This window comes from Micromonospora sp. DH13 (assembly GCF_020873825.1).
Classification (GTDB): Bacteria; Actinomycetota; Actinomycetes; order Mycobacteriales; family Micromonosporaceae; genus Micromonospora; species Micromonospora haikouensis.
On record NZ_JAHWGR010000028.1, the window covers coordinates 86,742 to 108,995 of the forward strand.

General features: G+C 73.6%; 21 protein-coding genes. 12 read left to right on the plus strand and 9 right to left on the minus strand.

The genetic code is table 11. From position 1 onward, the window contains the following. Nucleotides 1-33: 33 nt before the first annotated feature. A complete protein-coding gene (locus tag LPA42_RS24105; protein WP_077937765.1) occupies nt 34-2,760 on the plus strand; it encodes a hypothetical protein in 2,727 nt (908 codons plus the stop codon). Between the two features lie 164 nt (nt 2,761-2,924). Here LPA42_RS24105 and LPA42_RS24110 read toward each other — a convergent pair whose 3' ends face one another. From LPA42_RS24110 to LPA42_RS24120, 3 genes are all read right to left on the minus strand, one after another. Then, nucleotides 2,925-3,338, minus strand: a complete 414-nt coding sequence (locus LPA42_RS24110) for a hypothetical protein (protein ID WP_077937764.1) — start codon at nt 3,336-3,338, stop codon at nt 2,925-2,927. Continuing rightward, nucleotides 3,301-3,948, minus strand: coding sequence for a DUF433 domain-containing protein (locus tag LPA42_RS24115; RefSeq protein ID WP_077937769.1), 648 nt, complete (start codon nt 3,946-3,948; stop codon nt 3,301-3,303). Before LPA42_RS24115 ends, LPA42_RS24110 begins: the two co-directional genes overlap by 38 nt. Nucleotides 3,949-4,038: 90 nt before the next feature. Next, a complete protein-coding gene (locus LPA42_RS24120; RefSeq protein ID WP_077937763.1) occupies nt 4,039-4,278 on the minus strand; it encodes a winged helix-turn-helix domain-containing protein in 240 nt (79 codons plus the stop codon). 215 nt (nt 4,279-4,493) lie between these two features. Between LPA42_RS24120 and LPA42_RS24125 the strand changes: the two genes are divergently transcribed. The 3 genes from LPA42_RS24125 to LPA42_RS24135 all read left to right on the plus strand — a co-directional run bounded on the left by LPA42_RS24125 (nt 4,494) and on the right by LPA42_RS24135 (nt 5,730). After that, entirely contained in the window at nt 4,494-4,787 is a 294-nt protein-coding gene (locus LPA42_RS24125) for a cell division protein DivIVA (RefSeq protein ID WP_228986882.1), read from the plus strand. A gap of 2 nt (nt 4,788-4,789) precedes the next feature. Further along, nucleotides 4,790-5,053: a hypothetical protein gene (locus LPA42_RS24130; RefSeq protein ID WP_077937762.1), complete on the plus strand. Its 264-nt coding sequence runs from the start codon at nt 4,790-4,792 to the stop codon at nt 5,051-5,053. A gap of 113 nt (nt 5,054-5,166) precedes the next feature. Continuing rightward, the gene (locus tag LPA42_RS24135) at nt 5,167-5,730 is read left to right on the plus strand and encodes a GNAT family N-acetyltransferase (protein WP_077937761.1); all 564 of its coding nucleotides are present in this window, start codon (nt 5,167-5,169) and stop codon (nt 5,728-5,730) included. Between the two features lie 6 nt (nt 5,731-5,736). On the opposite strand, the gene LPA42_RS24140 is transcribed toward LPA42_RS24135, so the two are convergent. Both LPA42_RS24140 and LPA42_RS24145 read right to left on the minus strand, forming a co-directional pair. Beyond that, nucleotides 5,737-8,442, minus strand: coding sequence for an ABC transporter substrate-binding protein (locus LPA42_RS24140; RefSeq protein WP_077937760.1), 2,706 nt, complete (start codon nt 8,440-8,442; stop codon nt 5,737-5,739). Nucleotides 8,443-8,743: 301 nt separating this feature from the next. Next, a complete protein-coding gene (locus tag LPA42_RS24145) occupies nt 8,744-10,543 on the minus strand; it encodes an ABC transporter ATP-binding protein (protein WP_077937759.1) in 1,800 nt (599 codons plus the stop codon). Between the two features lie 79 nt (nt 10,544-10,622). Here LPA42_RS24145 and LPA42_RS24150 point away from each other — a divergent pair, with 79 nt between their 5' ends. Beyond that, a complete protein-coding gene (locus LPA42_RS24150; RefSeq protein WP_228986883.1) occupies nt 10,623-11,072 on the plus strand; it encodes a MarR family winged helix-turn-helix transcriptional regulator in 450 nt (149 codons plus the stop codon). Between the two features lie 28 nt (nt 11,073-11,100). Here LPA42_RS24150 and LPA42_RS24155 read toward each other — a convergent pair whose 3' ends face one another. The 3 genes from LPA42_RS24155 to LPA42_RS24165 all read right to left on the minus strand — a co-directional run bounded on the left by LPA42_RS24155 (nt 11,101) and on the right by LPA42_RS24165 (nt 13,912). Beyond that, the gene (locus LPA42_RS24155; protein WP_077937758.1) at nt 11,101-12,132 is read right to left on the minus strand and encodes a DUF559 domain-containing protein; all 1,032 of its coding nucleotides are present in this window, start codon (nt 12,130-12,132) and stop codon (nt 11,101-11,103) included. 176 nt (nt 12,133-12,308) lie between these two features. Next, nucleotides 12,309-13,556, minus strand: a complete 1,248-nt coding sequence (locus LPA42_RS24160) for an RNA polymerase sigma factor (protein WP_077937757.1) — start codon at nt 13,554-13,556, stop codon at nt 12,309-12,311. A gap of 5 nt (nt 13,557-13,561) precedes the next feature. Then, nucleotides 13,562-13,912 (minus strand): YciI family protein, encoded by a 351-nt coding sequence (locus tag LPA42_RS24165; protein ID WP_077937756.1) that lies wholly within the window; start codon nt 13,910-13,912, stop codon nt 13,562-13,564. A gap of 153 nt (nt 13,913-14,065) precedes the next feature. Here LPA42_RS24165 and LPA42_RS24170 point away from each other — a divergent pair, with 153 nt between their 5' ends. The 7 genes from LPA42_RS24170 to LPA42_RS24200 all read left to right on the plus strand — a co-directional run bounded on the left by LPA42_RS24170 (nt 14,066) and on the right by LPA42_RS24200 (nt 20,149). Then, the gene (locus LPA42_RS24170) at nt 14,066-14,503 is read left to right on the plus strand and encodes a helix-turn-helix transcriptional regulator (RefSeq protein ID WP_077937755.1); all 438 of its coding nucleotides are present in this window, start codon (nt 14,066-14,068) and stop codon (nt 14,501-14,503) included. Beyond that, nucleotides 14,500-15,147, plus strand: coding sequence for an SRPBCC family protein (locus LPA42_RS24175; RefSeq protein WP_077937754.1), 648 nt, complete (start codon nt 14,500-14,502; stop codon nt 15,145-15,147). Before LPA42_RS24170 ends, LPA42_RS24175 begins: the two co-directional genes overlap by 4 nt. 173 nt (nt 15,148-15,320) lie before the next feature. Further along, on the plus strand, nt 15,321-15,872 hold the full coding sequence (locus tag LPA42_RS24180; RefSeq protein WP_198956563.1) for an NADAR family protein: 552 nt from the start codon (nt 15,321-15,323) through the stop codon (nt 15,870-15,872). Between the two features lie 100 nt (nt 15,873-15,972). Further along, nucleotides 15,973-16,488 (plus strand): NUDIX domain-containing protein, encoded by a 516-nt coding sequence (locus tag LPA42_RS24185; protein WP_077937752.1) that lies wholly within the window; start codon nt 15,973-15,975, stop codon nt 16,486-16,488. A 152-nt stretch (nt 16,489-16,640) separates the two neighbouring features. Continuing rightward, the gene (locus tag LPA42_RS24190; RefSeq protein ID WP_077937751.1) at nt 16,641-18,047 is read left to right on the plus strand and encodes a selenium-binding family protein; all 1,407 of its coding nucleotides are present in this window, start codon (nt 16,641-16,643) and stop codon (nt 18,045-18,047) included. After that, nucleotides 18,044-18,700 carry a hypothetical protein gene (locus tag LPA42_RS24195; RefSeq protein WP_077937750.1) on the plus strand — a complete coding sequence of 219 codons (657 nt, stop codon included), beginning with the start codon at nt 18,044-18,046 and terminating at the stop codon, nt 18,698-18,700. Before LPA42_RS24190 ends, LPA42_RS24195 begins: the two co-directional genes overlap by 4 nt. A gap of 78 nt (nt 18,701-18,778) precedes the next feature. Continuing rightward, nucleotides 18,779-20,149, plus strand: a complete 1,371-nt coding sequence (locus tag LPA42_RS24200) for a molybdopterin-dependent oxidoreductase (RefSeq protein ID WP_077937749.1) — start codon at nt 18,779-18,781, stop codon at nt 20,147-20,149. A 103-nt stretch (nt 20,150-20,252) separates the two neighbouring features. Here the strand turns inward: LPA42_RS24200 and LPA42_RS24205 are convergent, their stop codons facing one another. Beyond that, nucleotides 20,253-22,106: an ABC transporter ATP-binding protein gene (locus LPA42_RS24205; protein ID WP_077937766.1), complete on the minus strand. Its 1,854-nt coding sequence runs from the start codon at nt 22,104-22,106 to the stop codon at nt 20,253-20,255. Nucleotides 22,107-22,254: the final 148 nt, after the last annotated feature.

Below are 22,254 nucleotides of genomic sequence, written 5' to 3' on the forward strand. Positions count from 1 at the left end.
ACCCCACCGCCCCACGCCGCGTCGGGAGGACGCATGAGACGACTGCTCGCCGTTCTGGCCGCGCTCATCGTGCTGCCGTTCACCCCCGTCCTGCCCACCGCGTACGCCCACGCCGACGGCTGGTCCGGGCCGCAGTCGACGATCGTCAACCGCAACGGCCGCAAGGTGATCCAGTTGTGCGACCAGGGCGGTGGCTGCCGGACGACCACGCCGTTCTTCATGGCACTCAACACGCAGAGCACCCCGATCGGGCAGAACAACTGGTCGTACTTCAACTACCAGGCCCAACTGGCCGCGGCGAACACGGCCGCGCCGGAGATGAACGTCGCACCCATGCTCCAGGTGCACCTCAACAACACCAGCGACGCGTTCATCGACCAGCTGGCCGGGCGGCTCAACCAGCTCAACCCCCGGCCGTACCTGATGGTCCGCATGTACCTGCAGGACGCGCCGCCCGGCGCCGAGCCCATGCGGATGAAGGACCTCCAGGGCAACGTCCGCGACGACACGAACGGCGCGGGCCACCCGTGGACGTTCAGCGAGGCGTGGCTGGCCTACCAGGAACAGCAGATCAGCCGGGTGCTGACGCGGATGGACGCCCAGTATCCCGGCCGGGTCATGGCGGTGCTGATCGCCTACGAGAACGGCGGCGAGTGGTTCTACCGGCCGTACGGCTACGACGACACCACCAACAAGATGCTGGACTGGGGCAGCCCGAACCTCTGCGCCACCGGCCCGGACGGCGTGCGGGTCTGCCAGCTCTACCCCTGGACCAACGACGCGGGCACCCGGCCCGGCCCACGCGGGCGGCACTCGTTCTACCTGGACGACTACTCCGCCAGCGCCGAGGCCGGCTTCTGCGCCTGGAGCGCCCTGCCGGCGAGCCTGGTCCCGGGCTGCCGGTCGGCCACCCCCACCGAACGCAACAACGCCATCCCCGGCCAGTCTCCGCCGGCCTCGGGGGCCGCACGCGGCACCGTGCTGGACCCGGCCGACGTCAACTCGCTGCGGGCCGCCAAATACCAGCAGTACCTGTCGTCGCGCAACGTCGCCGCCATCACCCGCCTGCTGGCCAGGGCCAAGCAGGCCACCGGCAACCGCATCCTCACCGCCGTCTTCTACGGCTACCTCTACGGCCTGCGCGCCGAACTGGGCATGAGCGGGAGCAACGACCTGGCGACGCTGGTCGACAGCCCGTCCGTGGACATCATCGGCGTGCCCTACTCGTACGGCGACAGCCGCAGCCTCGGCAACGGCTTCGTCCAGCAGGGGCCGCCGGACACCATGCGGCTGGCCAACAAGCTGTGGCTTGACGAGGACGACACGCGTACGCTGCTGGCCTGCGCGCCGACGAACTGCCAGCCCGTCCCGTTCCAGACCGCCACGAACCTGTGGGACAGCATCCGCCTGCTGCGCCGCGACCTGACCACCGCCGCGATCGGCGGCCGGGCCCTCCACTTCCTCGACCTGCAGGGGGTCGGCTGGTTCGGCGACCCGGCGCGCGCCGGCGACTCGGAGGCCATGTGGGCGAACCTCCAGTCGGTGTTCCGGGCCGCCGACAAGATCCAGCACGGCGGGGCGAACGCCTACCAGCCCCAGGTCGCGGTGTTCGTCGACGACGTGTCGGCCAACTACCAGCCCGCCCTGACCCCCGCCGGGGAGAACTCGTACGCCTTCGCCAGCGACCAGCTCTCCAACCTGGTGGACGACCTGACCCGGCTGGGCACGCCCGTGCGGCACTACCTGCTCAGCGACCTGACCAAGGGCAACCTCGACCTGAGCGCGATCAAGCTCGCGGTCCTGCCGAACGCCTACGCGGTCTCCCCGACGGTGCGCTCGGCGATCGACACGAGGCTGAAGACCCCCGGCCGCACCGTGCTGTCGCTGTACGCCGCCGGGTACGTGCAGGGCGACCAGGCCGCCTCCACCGCCTCGATGGCCGCGCTCACCGGCATCACGGTCGCCAAGGGCACCGGCACCCCCAACCTGGGGCAGAACTACTCGTTCGTCGGGCAGAGCGGCGGGCCGGCGTACCCGCTGACGCCGTGGTTCACCGTCACCGACGCGGGCGCGACGACGCTGGGCACGTACCAGGCGGGCGGGGTCTCCCTGGCCCGCAAGTCCATCCCCGTCGCGGGCGGAAGCTGGACGTCGGTGTACGCCGCCGCGCCCAAGCTGCCCCTGGCCGCGCTGCGCAGGATCAGCGAGGACGCGGGCGTGCACCACTTCGCGCCGGCCGGCGACGTCGTGGAGGCCGCCGGCAACACGCTGATGGTGCACGCCGGCACCACCGGCACGAGGAGCGTCCGGCTGCCGCAGGCCATGCCCCGGGTGTACGAGACCGCCCTGTACCCCAGCGACGTCGAGCTGTGCCGCAACTGCTCGCAGCTGGCGAGCCTGCCGTTCAACGCGGGCGACACCCGGGTGTTCCGCTGGACTACGCCCCCGCGCGGCAACTTCGAGCTGCTCACCGGCTCCACCGTGGAGGGCTGGGCGGTCGACCCGGACCAGCCGGGGACCTCCTCGACGGTGGCCGTCTACCGGGGCGGGCCGGCGGGCGTGGGAACCCACCTGGGCGACTTCCCGACCGCGACCAACCGGCCGGACGTGAACGCCTACTTCGGCATCAGCGGGGTGCACGGGTTCCGGTTCACGCTCTCCGGGTGCACACCGGGCACCCAGCTTTACGTCTACGCCCTCGACCCGGAGGGCGGCACCGGCGACGGCAGCACCTACCTGGGGGCACGCCCCTGCACGTGAGGCGAACCGGGCGCGGCTACGATCACATCGGGCCTCCGGGCGGGGCGCGTCGCGAAGTCGGCCGGCTGCTCGGAGAACACGACGGCCTTGCCTTGGCCCACGGCCCAGCCCCACTTCGACGCAGACGCTCACAGGCCCAACGTGGGTGGGCGGTGGTTCGCCACCTATGGCCAACGCCGAACGACTGAGTCCTCGTAGACGACATAGAACCCGGGTGGCCCCTCAGTCCCGTATCGCCAGATCCTGTCGCGGTGGCGCTCGAAGCGCTCGGCACGCTTTGCCGGCGACAACTCGGCGCTGCTCAGGCAGTGGATGGTAAGCCCCGAGGCAGCCAGACGGTCGAGGACCGGAAGCTGGTTGCGGATGCGCTTGTCCTGGGTCAGCATCGTCCAGCCCTGCTTCAGGCCATACTCGATCCACTCGTCGTCGCCGGTGAACTGGCCATCGGCAGGAAATACATCGGTCACCAGGTGCAGGGGCCAGCCCGCCTCGATCAGCGTCCGAGGCGTGGTCTTACCCAAGCAACGATCGACGAAGAACTCAGGCAGCGACTCGAACGACGGCTTCGACCTCGTCAACGGTCAGCCCGTACTCGTCAGCAACAGTTTCGGACGACTCACCAGCACGCCACATCCCCACAACCGCCTCGACCGGGACCTTGTTGCGTGCGACGACAGGAGCACCCCAACCGAATCGCGGATCGATGACCACCTGGGCAGTGTCGGGATACTGACGCAGCCGCAGCCGGGCGGGATACGCGTCGGAGGGCTCCCACACGATGTAGTTCAGGTAGTCCGAGATCACTTCGCGGATGGGCATCTGCCGGTCACCGGCACGCGCAAGCTCGTCGGTGTCCACGTAGTGGACGAACACGTCGATGCCATCCGTGGCGATCCTTCGGTCCGCCAGGCCGTACGGGTTGCCGAAGACGTTGCGAATCTCGGCTGCCGCGTCCCTGATCTTGTCCTTCCCGAGCTTCAGCTCACGAAGGGACCGCAGGACGTACGCCTCGATCACGGCGACGAACGGCACCGAGGGCCATCCGCGCTTGACGGGCGGCACCGTGTGCACCAGGGGCGCTCCGGCTGCCTTCTCCGCCAACCACGAGTGCATGGTGCTGCGGGGTATGCCCAGATAGCGGGCGGTGTCAGACGGCGTCAGAAGCGCATCCTGAACCTTGTCGATCAATTGCGCCTCCCTCCGTCGCACAGACCCCAGCATCGCATCGCACCCAACGATTTACACGATCCGTTGAGGTATCGCTACCCCGTGTCGCAGTCAAGGCTCCCGCATCCAGGTCTTCGGGTCGGTGACGAAGATGCCCTTCCCCTGGTGTCGCCGGATGACGCGCAGCGCCTCCAGTCGCACGTAGACCATCTGGATGGTGGACGTGCCGACCTTGTTGTCTGCCGCCATCTGCGCGATCGATGGCAGCTTGTCCTCGGGCTTGAGCTTGCGCGCCTTGACGGCAGCAACGATGTCGTCGGCGATACGGATGTAGTCGGGTGTCGTAGGCATGGCGCTCCTTGCGTGGCTCGCCAATTCGATCACGAAGCGCCCAGAAACGACAACAGCCAGTGGTTGACTTAAACGGCTAAGCCGTTAGTGTTGGTGCCGGGCCGCTCCTCGCGTGGCAACGAGATCGGCTCTCTCCCTGGTCGGGGCGGGTGTGCACGCCCGCCCCGGCCCATCGCACGGCCCTCGCCCGCTCCCCTGCCCCGGAAAGGACCGTCGTGGCCCACGTGTATCGAGGCGGCCGGCTCTACGGAACGGGCCGGCCCGACCGGCTGACCCCGCACGAGGTGCGTACCTGGGCGTTCGACCCGCGTCGGCGGGGCGTCGACGCCGACCAGGTGCGCGAGTTCCAGACCCGGCTGGCCGACGAGCTGGCCGGGCTGCACGAGGACGTGCGGCTGCTGACCCAGGAGAACGACCGGCTGAAACGGGCGCTGCGCGACTGGCAGGTCATGCACGCCCGGGAGTGCGTCCCGCCGGACGACGCCCGGCCCAACCGGGGTCACTGGTAGCGGTGCGCCCGGCCCCCGGTGACCTGCTGACCGTCGACGGCCGAGCCTCGGTGCAGTTCGCCGGGGACCGGGCCGTCACCTTCCGCGTCGTGTCGGTGCCCGACCTGTCGACCTACCACGGCTGGATCTGGCTCGCCGGCTACGTCCTCGACCAGCGCGGCCTGGCCACCGCCAAGCGCGAGATCTACGTCCAGCTCGCCGGGCTCCGGCCTGCGGCCCGGGCGACGGCGGCCGTCCCGCGTGGCTCGTCGTCACGCCCCGCGTAGCGGTCCGCGTCGACCCCCTCGCGAGCCGGTCGGGTCTCCGGGCGGCGGAGGTGAGGGGGCTGCGTCGGGAAAACCCGTTGGGCTGCCCGCCGCGACTCGGGCACGATCGGCGCGTGGACACCTATCTGGACACCGAGCGCCTGACGCTGCGCCACTTCACCGCCGACGACGCGGACCTGCTGATCGAGCTGGACAGCGACCCGCAGGTGATGCGCTACCTCAGCGGCGGCGAACCGACCGCGCCGGAGATCGTCCGCGAGCGCTACCTGCCGAACATCCTCGCCGGCTACCGGAAGTGGAACGGCAACCTCGGGCTGTTCGCCGCGTACGAGAAGGCCGGCGGCGCGTTCGTCGGCTGGTTCATCCTGCGCCCCGCACCGCAGGGCCCGCTGGACGAGGTCGAGCTCGGCTACCGCCTGCGGCGGGCGGCCTGGGGCAACGGCTACGCCACCGAGGGCTCGCGGGCCCTGCTGGGCAAGGCGTTCACGGAACTCGGCGTGCGCAGGGTCTGGGCGGAGACGATGACCGTCAACCGGGCCTCGCGCAACATCATGGAGAAGCTCGGCATGACGCTCACGGAGACCACCCCCGTCCCCGACGACATGGCGATGATCGAGGGCGCCGAGCACGGCGGCGTGCTCTACGAGATCACCAAGGAGCAGTGGGCGCGGCGGTAGCCACGCTCACCCCTGCGTGGTGCACGCCCGGCGGTCGGGTGGCGGGGTGCCGTACAGCTTGTTCTCCGCCGGGTCGATGGGGTGCCGGTCGATCTCCCTCGGCACGTCCGACGGCGAGTCGAACGCCTTGCGGATGTTGGGCACGCAGAGCAACGTGAGCCGCTTGCCGACCGCGATGCCGTTGGCGTCGAACCGGATCAGCCCGGTCACCCCCCGGTACGCGGGGTCGGCGACGTCGCGGATGGTGACGTACACCGTCGTGGGGGTGACCTCCCGGGGGTTCCACTCACGGCCGGCGGGGGCGGAGAGGTTGCCGGCGATGGTGCGCACCGCCCGCAGGTGCAGCCGGGTCGCGTCGTAGGCCAGCCCGACCCGCTCCCCGATGGGCGAGTTGGACTGGCACAGCGACAGCACCGTCCGCACGTCGGTGAGGAAGAGCTTGCGCTCGATGTCGGTCGCCCCGATGACCCGGTTGCAGTAGGCCAGCTCGCCCTTGACCACGTACGCCAAAGGCAGGTTGTCCGGCGCGGGCCGGCGGGCGGCGGTGTTCGCCAGGTAGCGGTTGACCGAGTCGTCGCCGATGAGCAGCGGCACCCGGCCGCTGCAGTTCTCGGCCAGCCGGGCGGCGAACGCGCCGAACTCGGTGTAGCGCCCGCCGAAGAAGACCACGCCGTCGCCGAAGCGGTCGGCGCAGACCGGGGTCAGGTCGACCCCCTGCCGCCAGTACGTCTCCTGGTAGGCGTCGCCGCCGAAGCGGGACCGCAGCCCGTCGCGCAGCGTGTTGACGTACAGGTCGCCGCGCGCGCCCTCGTCCGGGTCGACGTTGCCGTACGTGTAGAAGTTGAAGATCCGCTTTTTCTTCAGCACCTCGGTGACGTGGTCGTGCACGAGGGTCGCCTCGTCGATGTTCGGCGCGGAGATCTGCAGGTAGCGGCTGGAGGCGTCGGCGATCCGGTCGGCCGACAGGGTCGGCGCGAGGACGGGCAGGTTGAGGTCGCCCAGCGCCTTGATCGCGTCCTGCACCGCCTTGCGGCTCTCCACCAGCCCGACCACGCCGAGCACCGTCGGCTCGTCGCGGGCCAGGTCGGCCAGCATCCGCACCACGTCGCCGGCGTACCGCATCTCCTGGCCCGCGTTGGCGACCACGATCCGCAGGTACGGGTTGGCCCGGTCGTCGTTGGCCTCCAGGTACGCGCGGCGCTGCGCCGCCGCCATGCCCTGCAACTCCTCCCGTTCCCCGGCGAACGTCTCCTCCCCGGGCAGCGCGTCGGGCTTGGTCAGCGACCCGAAGTAGACCAGGGTGACCCGGGGCCGGTCCCGGCGGACGGCCCACGCCGCCTCGACCTCCCGGTTCTGGTCGAAGATCTGCCGCTGCACGGCGAGCAGGGACGCGTCGCGGCTGAAGAGCTGCCGCCCGTTGTCGCTGTAGCCGATGCACTGGCCGTCGCGGACCGCCGTGTGCACCAGCCCACCCGTGGCCGACGGCGGCCACTCGCAGTCCGCCCGCCACCGCTGCACCTGCCCGGGGATCTGCCACACGCCGAAGGTCGTCAGCACGACCGCGACGAGCGCGACGAGGGCGACCGGCCGGGCCAGCCACGGCGGGCGGGGCGGCACGATCCGGGACAGCCGGTTGCGGAACGGGGTGAGGTCGGCCGCAGGGACCTCCACCTGGAGATACCAGGCGTTGTCCTCCCGCGCCCGCCGGGCCCGCGCCAGGCCGCTGCGCCACGCCCGGTACGCCCCCTCCACCCCGTCCAGTGGCACGAGCTGGCCGGCGACGGCCGGGTCGGTGGGCGACAGCCCGTCCGGCGGCACGTCGTGGCCGTTCGCGATGACCAGCAGGGGATCCGAGCGGCCCGTCTCGTCGCGCACCGCGTTGATGAGCCTGACCAGGGCGTACCCGCCGTTGCCCGGGGCGAGGCCGTCGAGCAGGAGCACCGGGCAGGCGGTGCGCCGCCACGGCTTGAGCCGCCACGGCCGGCGGCGATACTCCACGCGCAGGTCCTGCAGGAACGCGTGCACGAGCAGCAGGTCGATCTGCTCCTGGTCCTCCGTCTCGCGGGACGGGACGGTGAGCCGGCTGGCGAACGCGACGAAGTCGCCGGCCGCGAGCTCGGGGGCGAGATACTGCTGGCGCAGGAACCAGCGGAACCGGCGACCCGCCCCGAACAGCCAGCCCTTGGTCAGCAGCCAGAACATCAGGCGGGGCAGGACCCGCAGGGTGAACCACAGCAGCACCCCGAGCCAACCGCCCGGGTCCGGCGGGGCCTGCTGCCCGTCCGAGGCCGCCCGCTGCGAGATCCGCTCGCGCAGTTGCCGGATCAGCTCCTGGCGTCGCCGGTTGGTCGCCACGCCGGTCAGGTCCACCTGCATGAGCCCGTCGGCCAGCGCGTAGTGGCGGAACGCCAGCCGGTCCGCGCCGCCGAAGTTCCCGGCGACCAGCCCCGTGTACGCCTCGTGCAGCAACGCGCGCACGTCCCGGCCGGTGGCATCGAGGCGGACGTGCGGCACCCGCCGCTCCTCTGCGGCGAACACGTGCGCCAGCATGGCCAGCGGCGACGGCGTGCCGGGCCGGGACACCAGGCACAGCAGCGGCAGCCGCCAGCCGCGCCGCGCGGGCCGCAGCACCATCGACTCGATCAGCTCCACCAGCCGGTGGAATTCGGCGTACGCCCGCCGGCCCTGCTCGGGCACCCTCTCCTCGGTCATGTCCCCCCGCCCCGAAGCCGCCGAAGAATCCGCGAAATCGTCGGTCCCGCCGCCTCGCCGGAAAGGAACACCCCGTCGTGCCGCACAACGAACAGTGAAACCGGTCGCTCGATGGTAGGCGGTGATCGGGCCCCCCACCGCAACTGTCAACTTCCCGATCCCACCCGCGATCGCCCGGCCCCACGTTCTGCCCACCCCTGGTGACCAAGAGGTTTGCGCCATCGTCGAGATCAAATCTGACGCTCTTCTCTTGATCACCGGCGCGAACGTGGGGCGGACGGGAGGGAAGGGGGTTCGGGGGTCAGGCGGCGAGGGTGGCGTAGCGGCCGGCGCGGTCGAGCAGGCTCGCGTGGGTGCCGGACTCGACGATGCGGCCGTGGTCGAGCACGGCGATCTGGTCGGCGTCGCGCACCGTGGACAGCCGGTGGGCGATCGTGATCGTGGTGCGTCCCCGGGCCAGTTCGTCGAACGCCCGCTGCACCGCGCGCTCCGTCTCGGTGTCCAGCGCGCTGGTGGCCTCGTCGAGGATGAGAACCCGGGGGTCGCGCAGGAGGGTGCGGGCGATGGCGAGGCGCTGCTTCTCCCCGCCGGAGAACCGGTGCCCGCGCGAGCCGACCATGGTGTCGTACCCGTCGGGGAGGGCGGCGATGAGATCGTGGATCTGCGCGGCGCGGGCCGCGTCCTCGATCTCGGCGTCGGTGGCGTCCGGCCGGGCGTACCGCAGGTTTTCCCGCACGGTGGTGTGCAGCAGGTAGGTCTCCTGGCTGACCACGCCCACGACGGCGGCCAGGTCGGTCAGCCGCAGGTCGCGCAGGTCGACGCCGTCGATGGTGACCCGGCCCGCGGTCGGGTCGTGCAGGCGGCTGACCAGGGCGGCGAGGGTGCTCTTGCCGGAGCCGGTGTGCCCGACGACGGCCAGGCCGGTGCCGGCCGGCACGTCGAGGGTGATCCCGGCGAGGGCGGCGGTGTCGCTGCCCGGGTAGGTGAACGTGACGCCCTCGATCCGCACGTGGCCGCGCACCCGGCGCGGGTCGATGTCGACCGGGTCGGCGGGGTCGTCGACCTCGACGGGCAGGTCGAGATATTCGAAGATCCGGGCGAACAGCGCCATCGACGCGGTGACCGAGACGCCCACGTCGAGCAGGCCCATCAGCGGCCGGAACAGCCCACCCTGCAGGGCGGTGAACGCGACCAGCGTGCCGATGCTGAGCGTGCCGGCGGCCCCGGGCAGGCCCGCGCCGAGGTAGATGAACGCGGGGATGGCGGCGAAGATGACGCTCATCGAGGCCATCCGCCAGCGGCCGGCGAGGTCGGAGCGCAGTTCCAGGTCGACGAGGCGGGCCGAGGAGGCGGCGAACCGGTCGACGAGCGCGCCGCCCGCGCCGAGGGTCTTGCTGAGCTGCACGCCGCTGATCGACAGCCCCTCCTCGATGGTGACGTTGAGGTCGGCCAGCTCGCGCTGCCGCTGGGCGGTGATCTCCCGCCGCATCCGGGCGACCCGGCGGGTGAGCCAGATCGACGGCGGCAGCACGACCAGGGAGATCAGCGACAGCCGCCAGGACAGCGCCACCATGGCCACGGCGGTGGCGACGACGGTGGTGAGGTTCGACGCGATCGAGGTGGCGGTGGAGGTGACCACCGTCTGCATGCCGCCGATGTCGTTGGTGATGCGGGACTGCACCTCGCCGGTGCGGGTGCGGGTGAAGAACGCGATGGACTGCCGGTGCAGGTGGGCGAAGACGTCGGTGCGCAGCCGGTGCATGACCTGCTGGCCGACGCGGGTGGAGAGCCACGTCTGGACCACGCCGAGGGCGGCGGTCACGACGGCGACGGCGACCATGCCGAGGACCAGCCGGGACAGCAGCGTCAGGTCGCGCTCCGGCAGGGCCCGGTCGATCACGGCACGCAGCAGGAACGGCGAGGCCATGGCGACGATCGAGGAGACCACGATGATCGCGGTGACGGTGGTGAGCTGCCAGCGGTACGGGGCGAAGAGCCGGCCGACCCGGCGCAGCGGCACCTGGCGGGCCTGGGCCTTCTCGGCGGGGCTGACGGTGCGGGGGCCGCCCCGGCCCTCGCGGTGGGTGGTGGGTGTGTCCAAGGGACCGCCCTTCGTCGGGAACAATGCTGAGGTTACCTCATCATGAGGGAGCAACAGCATTCTCTGCTACCGTATTCCGGTGAGCGCCGACATCCCGGTGAGCCCCGCCACTGCGGTGAGCGCCGACGAGGAGGGACTGGCCGAGAGCTTCTGGGCCGTCGCCCGCCGGCTGCGCCACCTGTCCCGGCAGACCCTCGAACCGTGGCAGGTCAACCCCGGGCAGGCGCGGGCGCTGGGCGTCCTCACCCGGCACGGCGCGCTGCGGCTCAGCGCGCTCGCCGAGCACCTGCGCATCGCGCCGCGCTCCGCCACCGAGGTCGTCGACGGCCTCCAGGAGCGCGGCCTGGTCGCCCGTCGCCCCGACCCGGCCGACCGGCGGGCCACCCTGGTCACCCCCACCGACGAGGGGGTACGCGTCGCCGCGGCGATCCGCGCCGCCCGGCACGCCGAGGCCGAGCGCCTCTTCGGGGGGCTCAGCCCCGCCGACCGGGCCCACCTGGCCCGCATCCTGCGGACCCTGCGCGACTGACCGCCGGCCTCCCCACGCCGGCGGCCCGTCAGCCCGCCCGGCGGCTGGCGAGGATGGCCAGCACCTCGGCGCGTACCCGGTCCGGCTCGCGCACCAGCCGGCGGTGGGCGAAGCGGACCACGAGGATGCCCCGGGTCGCCAGCAGCGCGTCGCGGCGCAGGTCGATCTCCCGCTGCCGGGGGTCACCGTGCGCGGTCGCCCCGTTCAGCTCGAAGTCGACCCGTTCCCGCTCGGCGTAGACGTCGAGATACATGGTGCGCCCCTCGATCCGTACCCGGAACTGCCGGCGCAGCCGGGGCAGCTGCGCCCCGGTGAAGACGTGGTCGTGTCCCCACACCTCCAGGGGACTGCGGCAGCCGGCGGACAGTCGGTCCAGCAGCACGCGCAGCGCGGCGCGGCGGGCCAGCCGGGGCGCCTCCGCGAGCGCTTCCCCGACGCGCGCCGGGGTGGTCAGGCCGTCGTTGACGGCGCGGATCAGCGGGGCGGGGCGGTCCACGGCCGGCAGCAGCGGCCAGGCGTCGACCAGCGCCCGTTCCAGCCGGACGACGGGCAGGCCCCGGCGGGTCACCGCCTGCGGCGGCTCGGGGCGGAAGCCGTGCCGGTGGTGCAACACCAGGCGCGGTGGCCGGGAGCGGAGCCCCGAGCGGGCCGGCACGTCGAGGTGCACCGGCTCGTCGTCGGGTTGCCGGCGCACGCCCCAGGCGTGCAGGGCGGTGGGTCCGCCGAGCGCGCCCCGCCCCTGGGCGTACGCCACGGCGGCACGGTGCCGCAGCTCCGGCGGGAGCACGGCGAGCCCAGCCGAGCCGGACAGAGGCGCAGCCAGCCCAGCCGAGCCGGGCGGGAGCACGGCAACTTCAGCAGAGCCAGGCGCGGGCGCGGCGAGCCCAGCACGGCCCGGCCGCGTCCGGCACGACTCGACGTAGACGCCGGGCAGCACGCGGAGCAGGTCGCCGGTGTCCACCGCGTGTCGCAGCACCCAGGCGGGCACCACCTGGGTCGCCAGCGTCCGGGTGAGCAGGCCGTCATGGCGGTCCAGCAGCGCTCGAAGCGGTTCGTCCACGGCATGGACGGTGTCGGTGGCCGTCCCCGCGCCGCAACCCCGCCGGCCGCCGGCTGTGGACAGGGGCTCCGCTGTGGACGAGGCCCGCTCGGGGCGAGGATGTGGTAAGGCGTCCTCGATCGTCTGCTGATTTCGGAGACGATCGTCGGCGTGTCGGCTCACTTCTCGACAGACGATCACGGGGGTGCGAGCGCCGCCAGGCGGCGAGCGAGGTGGGTGCGTTCGCGGGTGTTGGCGGTGTGGGCGATTGCTGTCTCGTACGCCTCTTGGGACTCCTCGGGGCGGTCCAGGCGGCGCAGCAGGTCGGCGCGGACGGCGTGGTAGACGTGGTAGCGGAGCAGCGGCGAGGCTGCGCCGCCCAACTCGTCGACGACCGCCAGGGCCTCGGCGGGGCCGCGTACCTCCGCGAGGGCCACCGCCCGGTGCAGCGCGACGACGGGGCTCGGCGCGAGGGCGGCGAGGTGGTCGTACAACTGGAGGATCTGGGCCCAGTCGGTGTCGGCGGCGCTCGACGCGTCGCCGTGCACGGCGGCGATCGCGGCCTGGAGCTGGTACGGGCCGGGGCGGGCGCGGCGCAGGCAGCGGCGCACGAGCGCGTGCCCCTCGGCGACGAGGGCGTGGTCCCAGCGGCTGCGGTCCTGCTCCGCCAGCGGGACCAGATCCCCGTCGGGGGCCGTGCGGGCGGGGCGGCGGGACTCGGTGAGCAGCATCAGGGCGAGCAGGCCGAGCGTCTCGGGCTCGTCGGGCATCAACTCGACGAGCAGCCGGCCGAGCCGGATCGCCTCGGCGCACAGGTCGTCGCGGACGAGGTGCTCCCCGGCGCTGGCGGTGTGCCCCTCGGTGAAGATCAGGTAGACCACGGCGAGCACCGCGCGGAGCCGGTCGGGCAGGTCCGCGTCGCGCGGAATGCGGTACGGGATGGCGGCGTCGCGGATCTTGGCCTTGGCGCGGACCAGGCGCTGGGCCATGGTGGGCTCGGGCACCAGGAAGGCGCGGGCGATCTCGGCGGTTTTCAGCCCGCCGAGCAGCCGCAGGGTCAGCGCGACCCGCGCGGCCGGGGCGAGCGCCGGGTGGCAGCAGGTGAAGAGCAGCCGGAGCCGGTCGTCGCGCACGGGCCCCTCCTCGGGCGGTTCGGCGGGGGCGTGCAGCAGGGCCGCCTCGGCGTGCCGCCGCGCCCGGGTCGCCTCCCGGCGCAGCCGGTCGACGGCCCGGTTGCGGGCGGTGGTGATGATCCAGCCGTCGGGGCTGGGCGGCGTGCCGTCGACCGGCCAGCGCCGCGCCGCCTCGACGAACGCCTCCTGGACCGCCTCCTCGGCGAGGTCGATGTCGCCGAGGAGGCGGATCAGCACCGCGACGGCGCGACCGTGGCCGGCGCGGAAGGCGCGCTCGACGTCGGTGGACCCGACGTCGGTGTGCCCGGGCACGCCGGTCAGGATCCGCCCGCGAAGGGACGGACCTCGACCGGCAGGGTGGTGGCCCGCGCGTAGCGGCGGCCCCAGTCGAGGGCGACGTCGAGGTCCGGCACCGACACGATGGTGATCCCGCCGAGGTACTCCTTGCCCTCGGCGAACGGACCGTCGGTCACCAGCATCCCGTCGCCGTCGGCCCGCAGCACGGTGGCCGTCTCCGGCGCGTGCAGGCCCTGCCCGAAGACCCAGGAGCCGGCCTCCACCAGCTCGTGGTGGATCGCCGCGACCTCACGCATCACCCCGGCGAGGAACTCCGGGTCCGGCCGCCCCGTGTCGGCCGGGTGATAGATGCTGATCAGGTACTGCCCCATGTGGTCCTCCTCGGTCGCGCGGCCGGCACGCTGCCGGCCTCCATGTCCACCCTTCACCCTCCATACGAACGGGACCGGCCGGGATCGACACGCCGCCCGAGGAGTTTTTGGTCAACCTCGGCTTATATAAGGCGGCTCTGATATAAAAGGTGGGTGCATGCCTTCGACGTGCTGGGCGAGCCCGTACGCCGGCGGATCCTCGAACTGCTCGCCGAGGGCGAGCGGAGCGCCGGGTCCGTCTGCGAGGTGATCCGGGCCGAGTTCGGCATCTCCCAGCCGGCCGTGTCCCAGCACCTGCGGGTGCTGCGCGACAGCGGCTTCGCCACGGTGCGCCCGCAGGGGGCCCGGCGGCTGTACGCGGTCAACCCGGAGCCGCTGCGCGAGGTCGACGACTGGCTCGGCCACTTCCGCCGGTTCTGGACCCCGCCCCTGCACGCCCTGGCCACCGAGCTGGCGCGGGGTCGCCGGGAACGCCGCCTCGCCGCGGAAGCCGACAGACCCGGGGAGCCCACCGGGGCCACGCAGGCCGCCGGGGCCCAGGAGGCCGCGGCACCCGAGAACGAGAGAGCCGAGAAGAGGAGACCAGGATGATCGACGCGACGCACCAGATCAGTGCCGTGGAACGTCGGGTGGGCAGCCGCGTGCTGCCCACCGGGCAGGCCCGGGTCATGACCATCAGTCAGACGTACGACGCGCCGGTCGAGGACGTCTGGGACGCCTGCACCAACGCCGACCGCATCCCGCGCTGGTTCCTGCCGATCAGCGGCGAGCTGCGGCTGCACGGCCGGTACCAGTTCGAGGGCAACGCGGGTGGCGAGGTGCAACGCTGCGACCCGCCGGAGAGCTTCGCCGCCACCTGGGAGATGGGCGATCAGGTGAGCTGGATCGAGGTGCGGCTGTCCCCGGAGCCCGGCGGCCGGACCCGGTTCACGCTGGAGCACGTCGCGCACGTCGACGACGCGATCTGGGACCAGTTCGGGCCGGGGGCGGTCGGGGTCGGCTGGGACATGGGGCTGGTCGGGCTGGCCACCTACCTGCACTCCGGGGACGGCGGTGACGACAACCCGGCCGCGCGGGGCGCCGAGTGGGCCGCCTCGGCCGAGGGCCGGGAGTTCCTGGTGACGGTCAGCCGGCTCTGGGGCGAGGCGAGCGCGGCGGCCGGCACCGATCCGGCCCAGGCCGCCGCGGCGGCGCGGCGGACCACGGAGGCGTACACGGGGGCCCCGGCCGGGTGACCGCCGGGGCCTGCGGCCGGCAGGTCCGCTCGGTAGATCGGCCCGGCAGGTCGGCCTGGCCGGCAAGTACCACGGCCGGCTAGGGCCGGACCGGCCGGGCGGGTCGACCCGCTCAGGCCGGCCACGGGTAAACCGGCGGCGCGGTGTCGGGGGCGTTCGGCAGACTGTCGGCCATGTCGCCCCGCTCAGTCGCCGATCTGCTCGCCCTGGGCGACGCCGGCACCCGCGTCCGCTACCTGCACTTCTGGGGGCACCGCCCCCGGCCGGACGGCACGGCCGGGGCCGGCTGCCTGAGCCAGTGGTGGCCCGCGCCGTTCACGGTGGACGGCCGGGTCTACGCCACCGCCGAGCACTGGATGATGTGGCACAAGGCCATCCTGTTCGGCGACCACGACACGGCGGCGCGCGTCCTCACCGCCGGGCACCCGCAGCGGGCCAAGGCGCTCGGGCGCGCGGTCCGCGGTTTCGACGAGGCCGCCTGGGCGGCGCACCGGTACGACATCGTCGTGGCCGGCAGCGTCGCGAAGTTCGCCGCGCACGACGACCTGCGCGCGTTCCTGCTCGGCACGGGCGAACGGGTGCTGGTCGAGGCGAGCCCGGTGGACCGGGTGTGGGGCATCGGCCTGGCCGCCGGCGACCCCGACGCGCAGGACCCGGCCCGCTGGCGCGGCGACAACCTGCTCGGCTTCGCCCTGATGGCCGCCCGCGCCGCCCTGCGCCCCTGACCCGCCCCCACCAGCGCCCCGCACTGCCCCGGCCAGCCGGCTGGCACCCGGGCCGGCACCCGGGCCGGAGGCGCGCGGCCGACGCGGTAACGTGCCGGGCGTGACCGGCGCACCGTACTCCCACTGTTCCTACTGCGGCGCGGGCTACCCGGCGGCGGCCGACTGGCCCCGGGTGTGCGCGGCCTGCGGCCAGACCGTGTGGCGCAACCCGACGCCGGTGGCGGTCGCGGTGCTGCCGGTGCGCACCGACACCGGCCTCGGCGTGGTCGTGGTCCGCCGGGACATCGAGCCCGCGCGCGGGCTGCTCGCCCTGCCCGGCGGCTTCATCGAGTACGGCGAGGCGTGGCAGGAGGCCCTGGTGCGGGAACTGCGGGAGGAGACGGGGCTGGTGGCGTCCGCCGACGACGCGCAGCTGTTCGCGGTGCACGGGGCGCCGGCGGGCGGCACCATGATGGTCTTCGGGACGCTGCCGGAGCAGGCCGCCGGGCAGTTGCCTCCGTCGGCGCCGACGGAGGAGGCGACCGAGTGGCTGGTCGTCACCGAGCCGGTCGAGCTGGCGTTCTCCACCCACACCCAAGTGCTCGCCGACTTCCTCGCCGCCCACCGGCCAGCCTGACGGGCATCCGGCCGACTGTCGCCTCCTGAGGGGTGGGACGACCACGCCGGCACACTACCCACATAACCTATCGGGTTAGTAGGCTGCTCTCGCCCGCGGCCGCCTCGGCGTGCCCGCACCTGGAGCCGCCCACCACCCGACCCGGAGACCCGATGACCCGCTGGACCCCCGACCCGTCGTTCTACCCGTCGCCGCGCGAGGCCGCGCAGGCCCCGGCCGAGAAGCTGGCGTACGTCGCCGCGTTCGACCGCGCCGCCGAGCGGCCCGACGCGCTCGCCGTGCTCGACACCGACCCCGACTCCCCCGAGTACGGGCGGGTGGTCGGCTGGACCGACCTGCCGCACACGGGCGACGAGCTGCACCACTTCGGCTGGAACGCCTGCAGCAGCGCGCTCTGCCCCACCGCGCCGCACCCGCACGTCGAGCGCCGCTACCTGATCGTCCCCGGGCTGCGCTCGTCGCGCGTGCACGTGTACGACACCAAGCCCGACCCGCGCGCGCCGAAGCTGGTCAAGGTGATCGAGCCCGGGGAGCTGGCCGAGCGGGCCGGATACTCCCGCCCGCACACCGTGCACTGCGGGCCTGACGGCATCTACCTGTCCGCCCTCGGCGGGGCGGGCGACGCCGACGGCCCCGGCGGCATCGCGATCCTCGACCACACCACCTTCGACGTACGCGGGGCGTGGGAGGCCGACCGGGGCCCGCAGCACCTCGCGTACGACTTCTGGTGGCACCTCAACCACGACGTACTGGTGACCAGCGAGTGGGGCACCCCGTCGATGATCGAGGACGGGATCGTCGGCGAGCTGCTGCTCGGCCGCCGGTACGGGCACGCGATCCACTTCTGGGACCTGGCCAGGCGGCGGCACGTGCAGCGGGTCGACCTCGGCGACGCGTACCAGATGCCCCTGGAGCTGCGCCCCGCGCACGATCCGACGCAGACCTACGGCTTCGTCGGCGTGGTGATCAGCGTCGAGGACCTGTCCGCCTCGATCTGGCTGTGGCACCGCGACGGCGAGGCGTGGGCCGTGACCAAGGTGATCGACATCCCCGCCGAGCCGGCCGACGCGGCGGACCTGCCCGACCTGCTCAAGCCGTTCGGGGCCGTGCCGCCGCTGGTCACCGACATCGACCTGTCCGTGGACGACCGGTTCCTCTACGTCTCCTGCTGGGGAACCGGCGAGCTGCGCCAGTACGACGTCAGCGACCCGTTCCACCCGGTGCTGACCGGCTCGGTGCGCCTCGGCGGGATCGTGCGGCGCACCCCCCACCCCGGCTTCCCCGACGAGCCCCTGGCCGGCGGCCCGCAAATGGTGGAGATCAGCCGCGACGGCCGCCGGGTGTACGTGTCGAACTCGCTCTACGGCTCGTGGGACGACCAGTTCTATCCCGACGGAGTGGGCGCGTGGCTGGCCAAGCTGGACGTCGACACCGAGGCGGGCGGCCTCACCCCCGACGCCCGGTTCTTCCCGCGCGGCGAGGAGTTCCGGGGGCTGCGGGTGCACCAGACCCGGCTGCAGGGCGGCGACGCGTCCTCCGACTCGTACTGCTTCCCGTGACCGCGACGACCTGGCTGACGCTGGCCGGGCTCGGCGCGTTCCACGGGCTGAACCCGGCCATGGGCTGGCTGTTCGCGGTGGCCCGCGGGTTGCAGGAGCGCAGCCGGCGGGTGCTGCTGGCGTCGCTGCCGCCGATCGCGCTCGGCCACCTCGTCTCCGTCGGCGTGGTGGCCGCGCTGGTCACGGCCACCCGGTCGGTCGCGGCGAGCACCGCCGTGGCGGTCGCCGGCGGCGTGCTGCTGGTCGGGTTCGGGCTGTGGCGGCTGCTGTCGCGCCGGCACTTCCGCTGGGCCGGGATGCGGCTGTCGAACGCGCAGCTCGCCGGCTGGTCGTTCCTGATGTCGTCGGCGCACGGGGCGGGGCTGATGCTGCTGCCGGTGCTGCTCGCCGAGCCGGTCGCCGGCGGCGGGCACGCCGGGCACCTGGCGGCGGCCGGGGCGCTGCCGGGGCAGGCCGCTGCCGGGGCGCTGCCCGGGCTGGCCGCCGCCGGGGCGCACACGGTGGCGATGTTCGGCGTCGCGCTGGCCGCCGCCGTGGTCGTGTACGAGGTGCTCGGCGTCGGCGTGCTGCGGCGGGCGTGGTTCAACGTGGACCGGCTGTGGGCGGGGGTGCTGGTGGCCGCCGGTGTGGTGACGCTGGTCGCGGCGACCTGAGGAGCACCGCCGGCGACGCCCCGCTAACTCCTACTGGTTCAATAGGAGTTAGTTGTCGCCGAGCCGGAGGGAACCCCGATGCCGCACCACCTGTCGCACGACGACGCCGACCACGACGCCCGGCGGGCCCGCCAGTGGCTCGCCGGGCGGGCCCGGGGCGCGGGAGTCCCCCGCCCGCGCCTGCTCGAACTCGGCGCGGCGATGACCGCCCTCGCCGCCGCCGCGGCCGAGCGCGAGCCGGTCGCCGTCGCACCCCAGCCGGTCGGCACCGACCCCGGGGCGACCGACTCCGGGGCCGCCGGGCCCGGCTCCGGGTCCGGCGCGCCCGACTCCCGGCCCGCCGCGGACGCGGGCGACGGCCCGCCCGGCATCGTCAAGCCGCTGCCGCCGCAGCTGTTCGCCCGGCACGACACCAACGCCGAGATGCGCTGGGAGGCGATGGCCGGGCAGGGGTACGTCGTGCCGACCGACCGGTTCTTCGTCCGCAACCACACCCACACCCCGCGGATCGACGCCGGGACCTGGCGGCTGAGCCTGTTCGGCGACGGCCTGCGCGGCGCGCCCACCCGGGACCGGCCCGTCGAGTTCGGCTACGACGACCTGCGCGGGCTGCCCGCCGAACGGGTCACCGCGCTCGTCGAGTGCGCCGGCAACGGCCGCCGGTTCTTCGCCGGTCAGCAGGGCCGGCCGACGCCAGGGGTGGCGTGGGGGCTCGGCGGCGTCGGCGTGGCGCACTGGCGGGGCGTGCGGCTCGCGGAGGTGCTGCGCCGGGCCGGGCTGACCGGCGCGGCCGTCGACGTCATGCCGGAGGGGCTGGACCCGGAGTACGTCACGGGCGGCGTGAACCTGGGCCGGGTCCGCCGCCCCCTGCCGGTCGGCAAGGCCCTCGACGACGTGCTGCTGGCGTACGAGATGAACGGCGAGCCGTTGCCGCCCGACCACGGCCACCCGGTGCGGGTGGTGGTGCCCGGTTGGATCGGCGTCTCCTCGATCAAGTGGGTCGGCCCGGTCGAGGTCTCCGCGACCGCCCTGTTCTCGCCGTGGAACACCCAGCTCTACCGCATGTTCGGCCCCGGCTACCCGGCCGACGGCGCGGCGCTGGGCGCGCAGTCGGTGAAGAGCGCCTTCGAGCTGCCCTGGGACGCCCGCGTCCCGGCCGGCGCGGAGGTGCTGCTGCGTGGCCGGTCCTGGTCGGGGGCGGGCCCGATCCGGTCGGTGCAGGTGCACACCGGCGACGGCGGCTGGCGACCGGCCGAGCTGGTCAGCGCCGACGCGGGCGGCCCGTGGCAACGCTGGACGGCCCGCTGGCGGCCGGCGGGGCCCGGCCCGGTGACGCTGCGCGCGCGGGCCACCGACGCCACCGGCGCCGGCCAGCCGGGCCGGGCCCGACACAACGACCTCGGGTACCTCTTCGACGGCGTCGTCCGGCACCCGGTGACGGTCTGCTGACGCCACTGTCCCGGCGGCCGGTGAGCGGCGCTTCCGGTGTCGACGGCCGGTGCGCGAAGCCTTCCTGTCGCCGGCCGCACGGCGGCGCCTTCGAAGGCGGCGGTCAGGGCGGCGGGGCGACGCCCTCGGTGTCGGCGACGTAGCCGCTGGCCTGGAGGTGGAACAGCTCCCGGTAGAGCCCGTCGGCGGCGACCAGCTCGTCGTGGGTGCCCTGCTGCACGAGTCGGCCGCGTTCCAGCACGAAGATCTGGTCGGCGTGCCGGACATTGGCCAGCCGGTGGGTGATCAGTACGACCGCCCGGTCCGGACGCCGCCGCAGGTGCTGGAAGAGGGAGTGCTCCGCGCGGGCGTCGAGCGCCGCCGACGGCTCGTCGCAGATCAGCAGCGGGGCGTCCCGGTAGAGGCCACGAGCGGCGACGAGGCGCTGCCACTGGCCGCCGGAGAGGTCGTGGCCGTCCTTGAACTCGCGGTCGAGCAGCGTGTCGTAGCCGAAGGGCAGGCCGACGATCATGTCGTGCGCGGCGGCGGCCCGGGCAGCGTCCTCCACGCTGGGCCCCCGGTGCCCGGCGGGCCGGTCGTGCCGGCCCACGCGGATGTTCTGCCCTGCGGTGAACGGGAACTTCCACCACTCCTGGGTGAGCACGGCGACCTGCGCGCCGGCCTGGCGCGGGTCCAGCTCGGCCGCGTCGACCCCGTCCCAGCGGATCGTCCCGCCGGTGGGCTGGTACAGGCCGGCGATCAGCTTCGCCAGGGTCGTCTTGCCGGAGCCGTTCTCGCCGACGAGGGCGACCACCTGCCCCCGGCGGACGGCCAGGCTGACCTCGTCGACGGCCAGCCGGTCGGTGTCCGGGTACCGCAGGCTCACCCGGTCCAGCTCGATGACGTCGAACCCGCCGGTCGGCCGGTCGCCCCCGGCGGCGGTCCGGCCGACCGCGCGGTCGAGGAAGTCCCGGTAGTCCTGGTAGTAGAGGGCGTCCTCGTAGAGCGAGTTGGTGGCGAACACCGCGACGCCGAGGCTGGACCGCGCGGACTGCAGGGCGATCAGCGCCGTCGCGGCGGCGGCCAGCGCCACCATGCCGGCCAGCAGCAGGCCGGCGAGGACCGCGTACACGCCGAAGGTGGCCAGGCCGGCGGTGGCGGTGCCGAGCACCCTGGTCCGGGTCTGGACGCGGACCAGGCGCAGGTGGGCCCGCGTCTCGGTGGCCATCATCTTGCGGTATTCGCCGAGCAGGAAGTCGCGCATCTGGTACGCCCGGATCTCGGCGGCGGTGTGCCGGTTGGCCATCAGGTTGGCCAGCATCCACATCCGGCGACGACGGTTGAACCGGGCCAGCATCTCCAGGTATTGCCGGCGGGCCGTCTTCACGGCGGTCGCGGCCTCGGGCACGGCCGCCAGCAGCAGGCAGGGCAGCAGCAGCGGCTGGATCACGGTGACCGCCGCGGCGGTGGCGAGCACCCCGACCACACCGGTGATCAGGTTGACGGTGTGGTCGACGACGAACGCCGCCTCCGTCACCCCGCGTTCGCGGGCCCGGTCCATCTCCTCGGCGAACCCGGCGTCGTCGAACGCGGCGAGGTCGACGGCCGTGGTCGCCTCGAACAGCCGCAGCTCGACCTGGTAGTTGATCTGCGGCGTGAGGCGGGCCTGCGCCCAGCCGGCCGCGATGGTCAGCGCGCCCTTGGCCGTCACGGCCGCCGCCGCCAGGGCCAGGGCCGGCAGCGCCGCCCGGATCCGGTCCGGCGTCGGGCCCGCCGCGAACAGCTCGCGCAGCACGCCGGTGGTGGCCAGCAGGCCGAGGGTGGTCATCACCCCGGCGGCCACGTTGAGCCCGATGGACGCGGCCGTGTCCCGGCGGTTGGTCGCCCAGGCCAGGGCGACCGCCTCGCGGACCAGCCGGGGCAGCCGGCGGGCCACCGCCCAGAAGGTGGTGTGGGCGAACTCGGTCGCGTGGTGCATCCACGCCCGGTCCTCCAGCTCGGGCAGCACCGACGCCTCGGCGGTGTCGGGCGCGCCGCCCGCCGGCGCGGCGCCCTCCGCCGTTCCGCCCTCCGGCGGGGCGCTTTCCCGCGCGGGGTCCCCCGGCGTGGGGGTCGTGCCGGGGGAC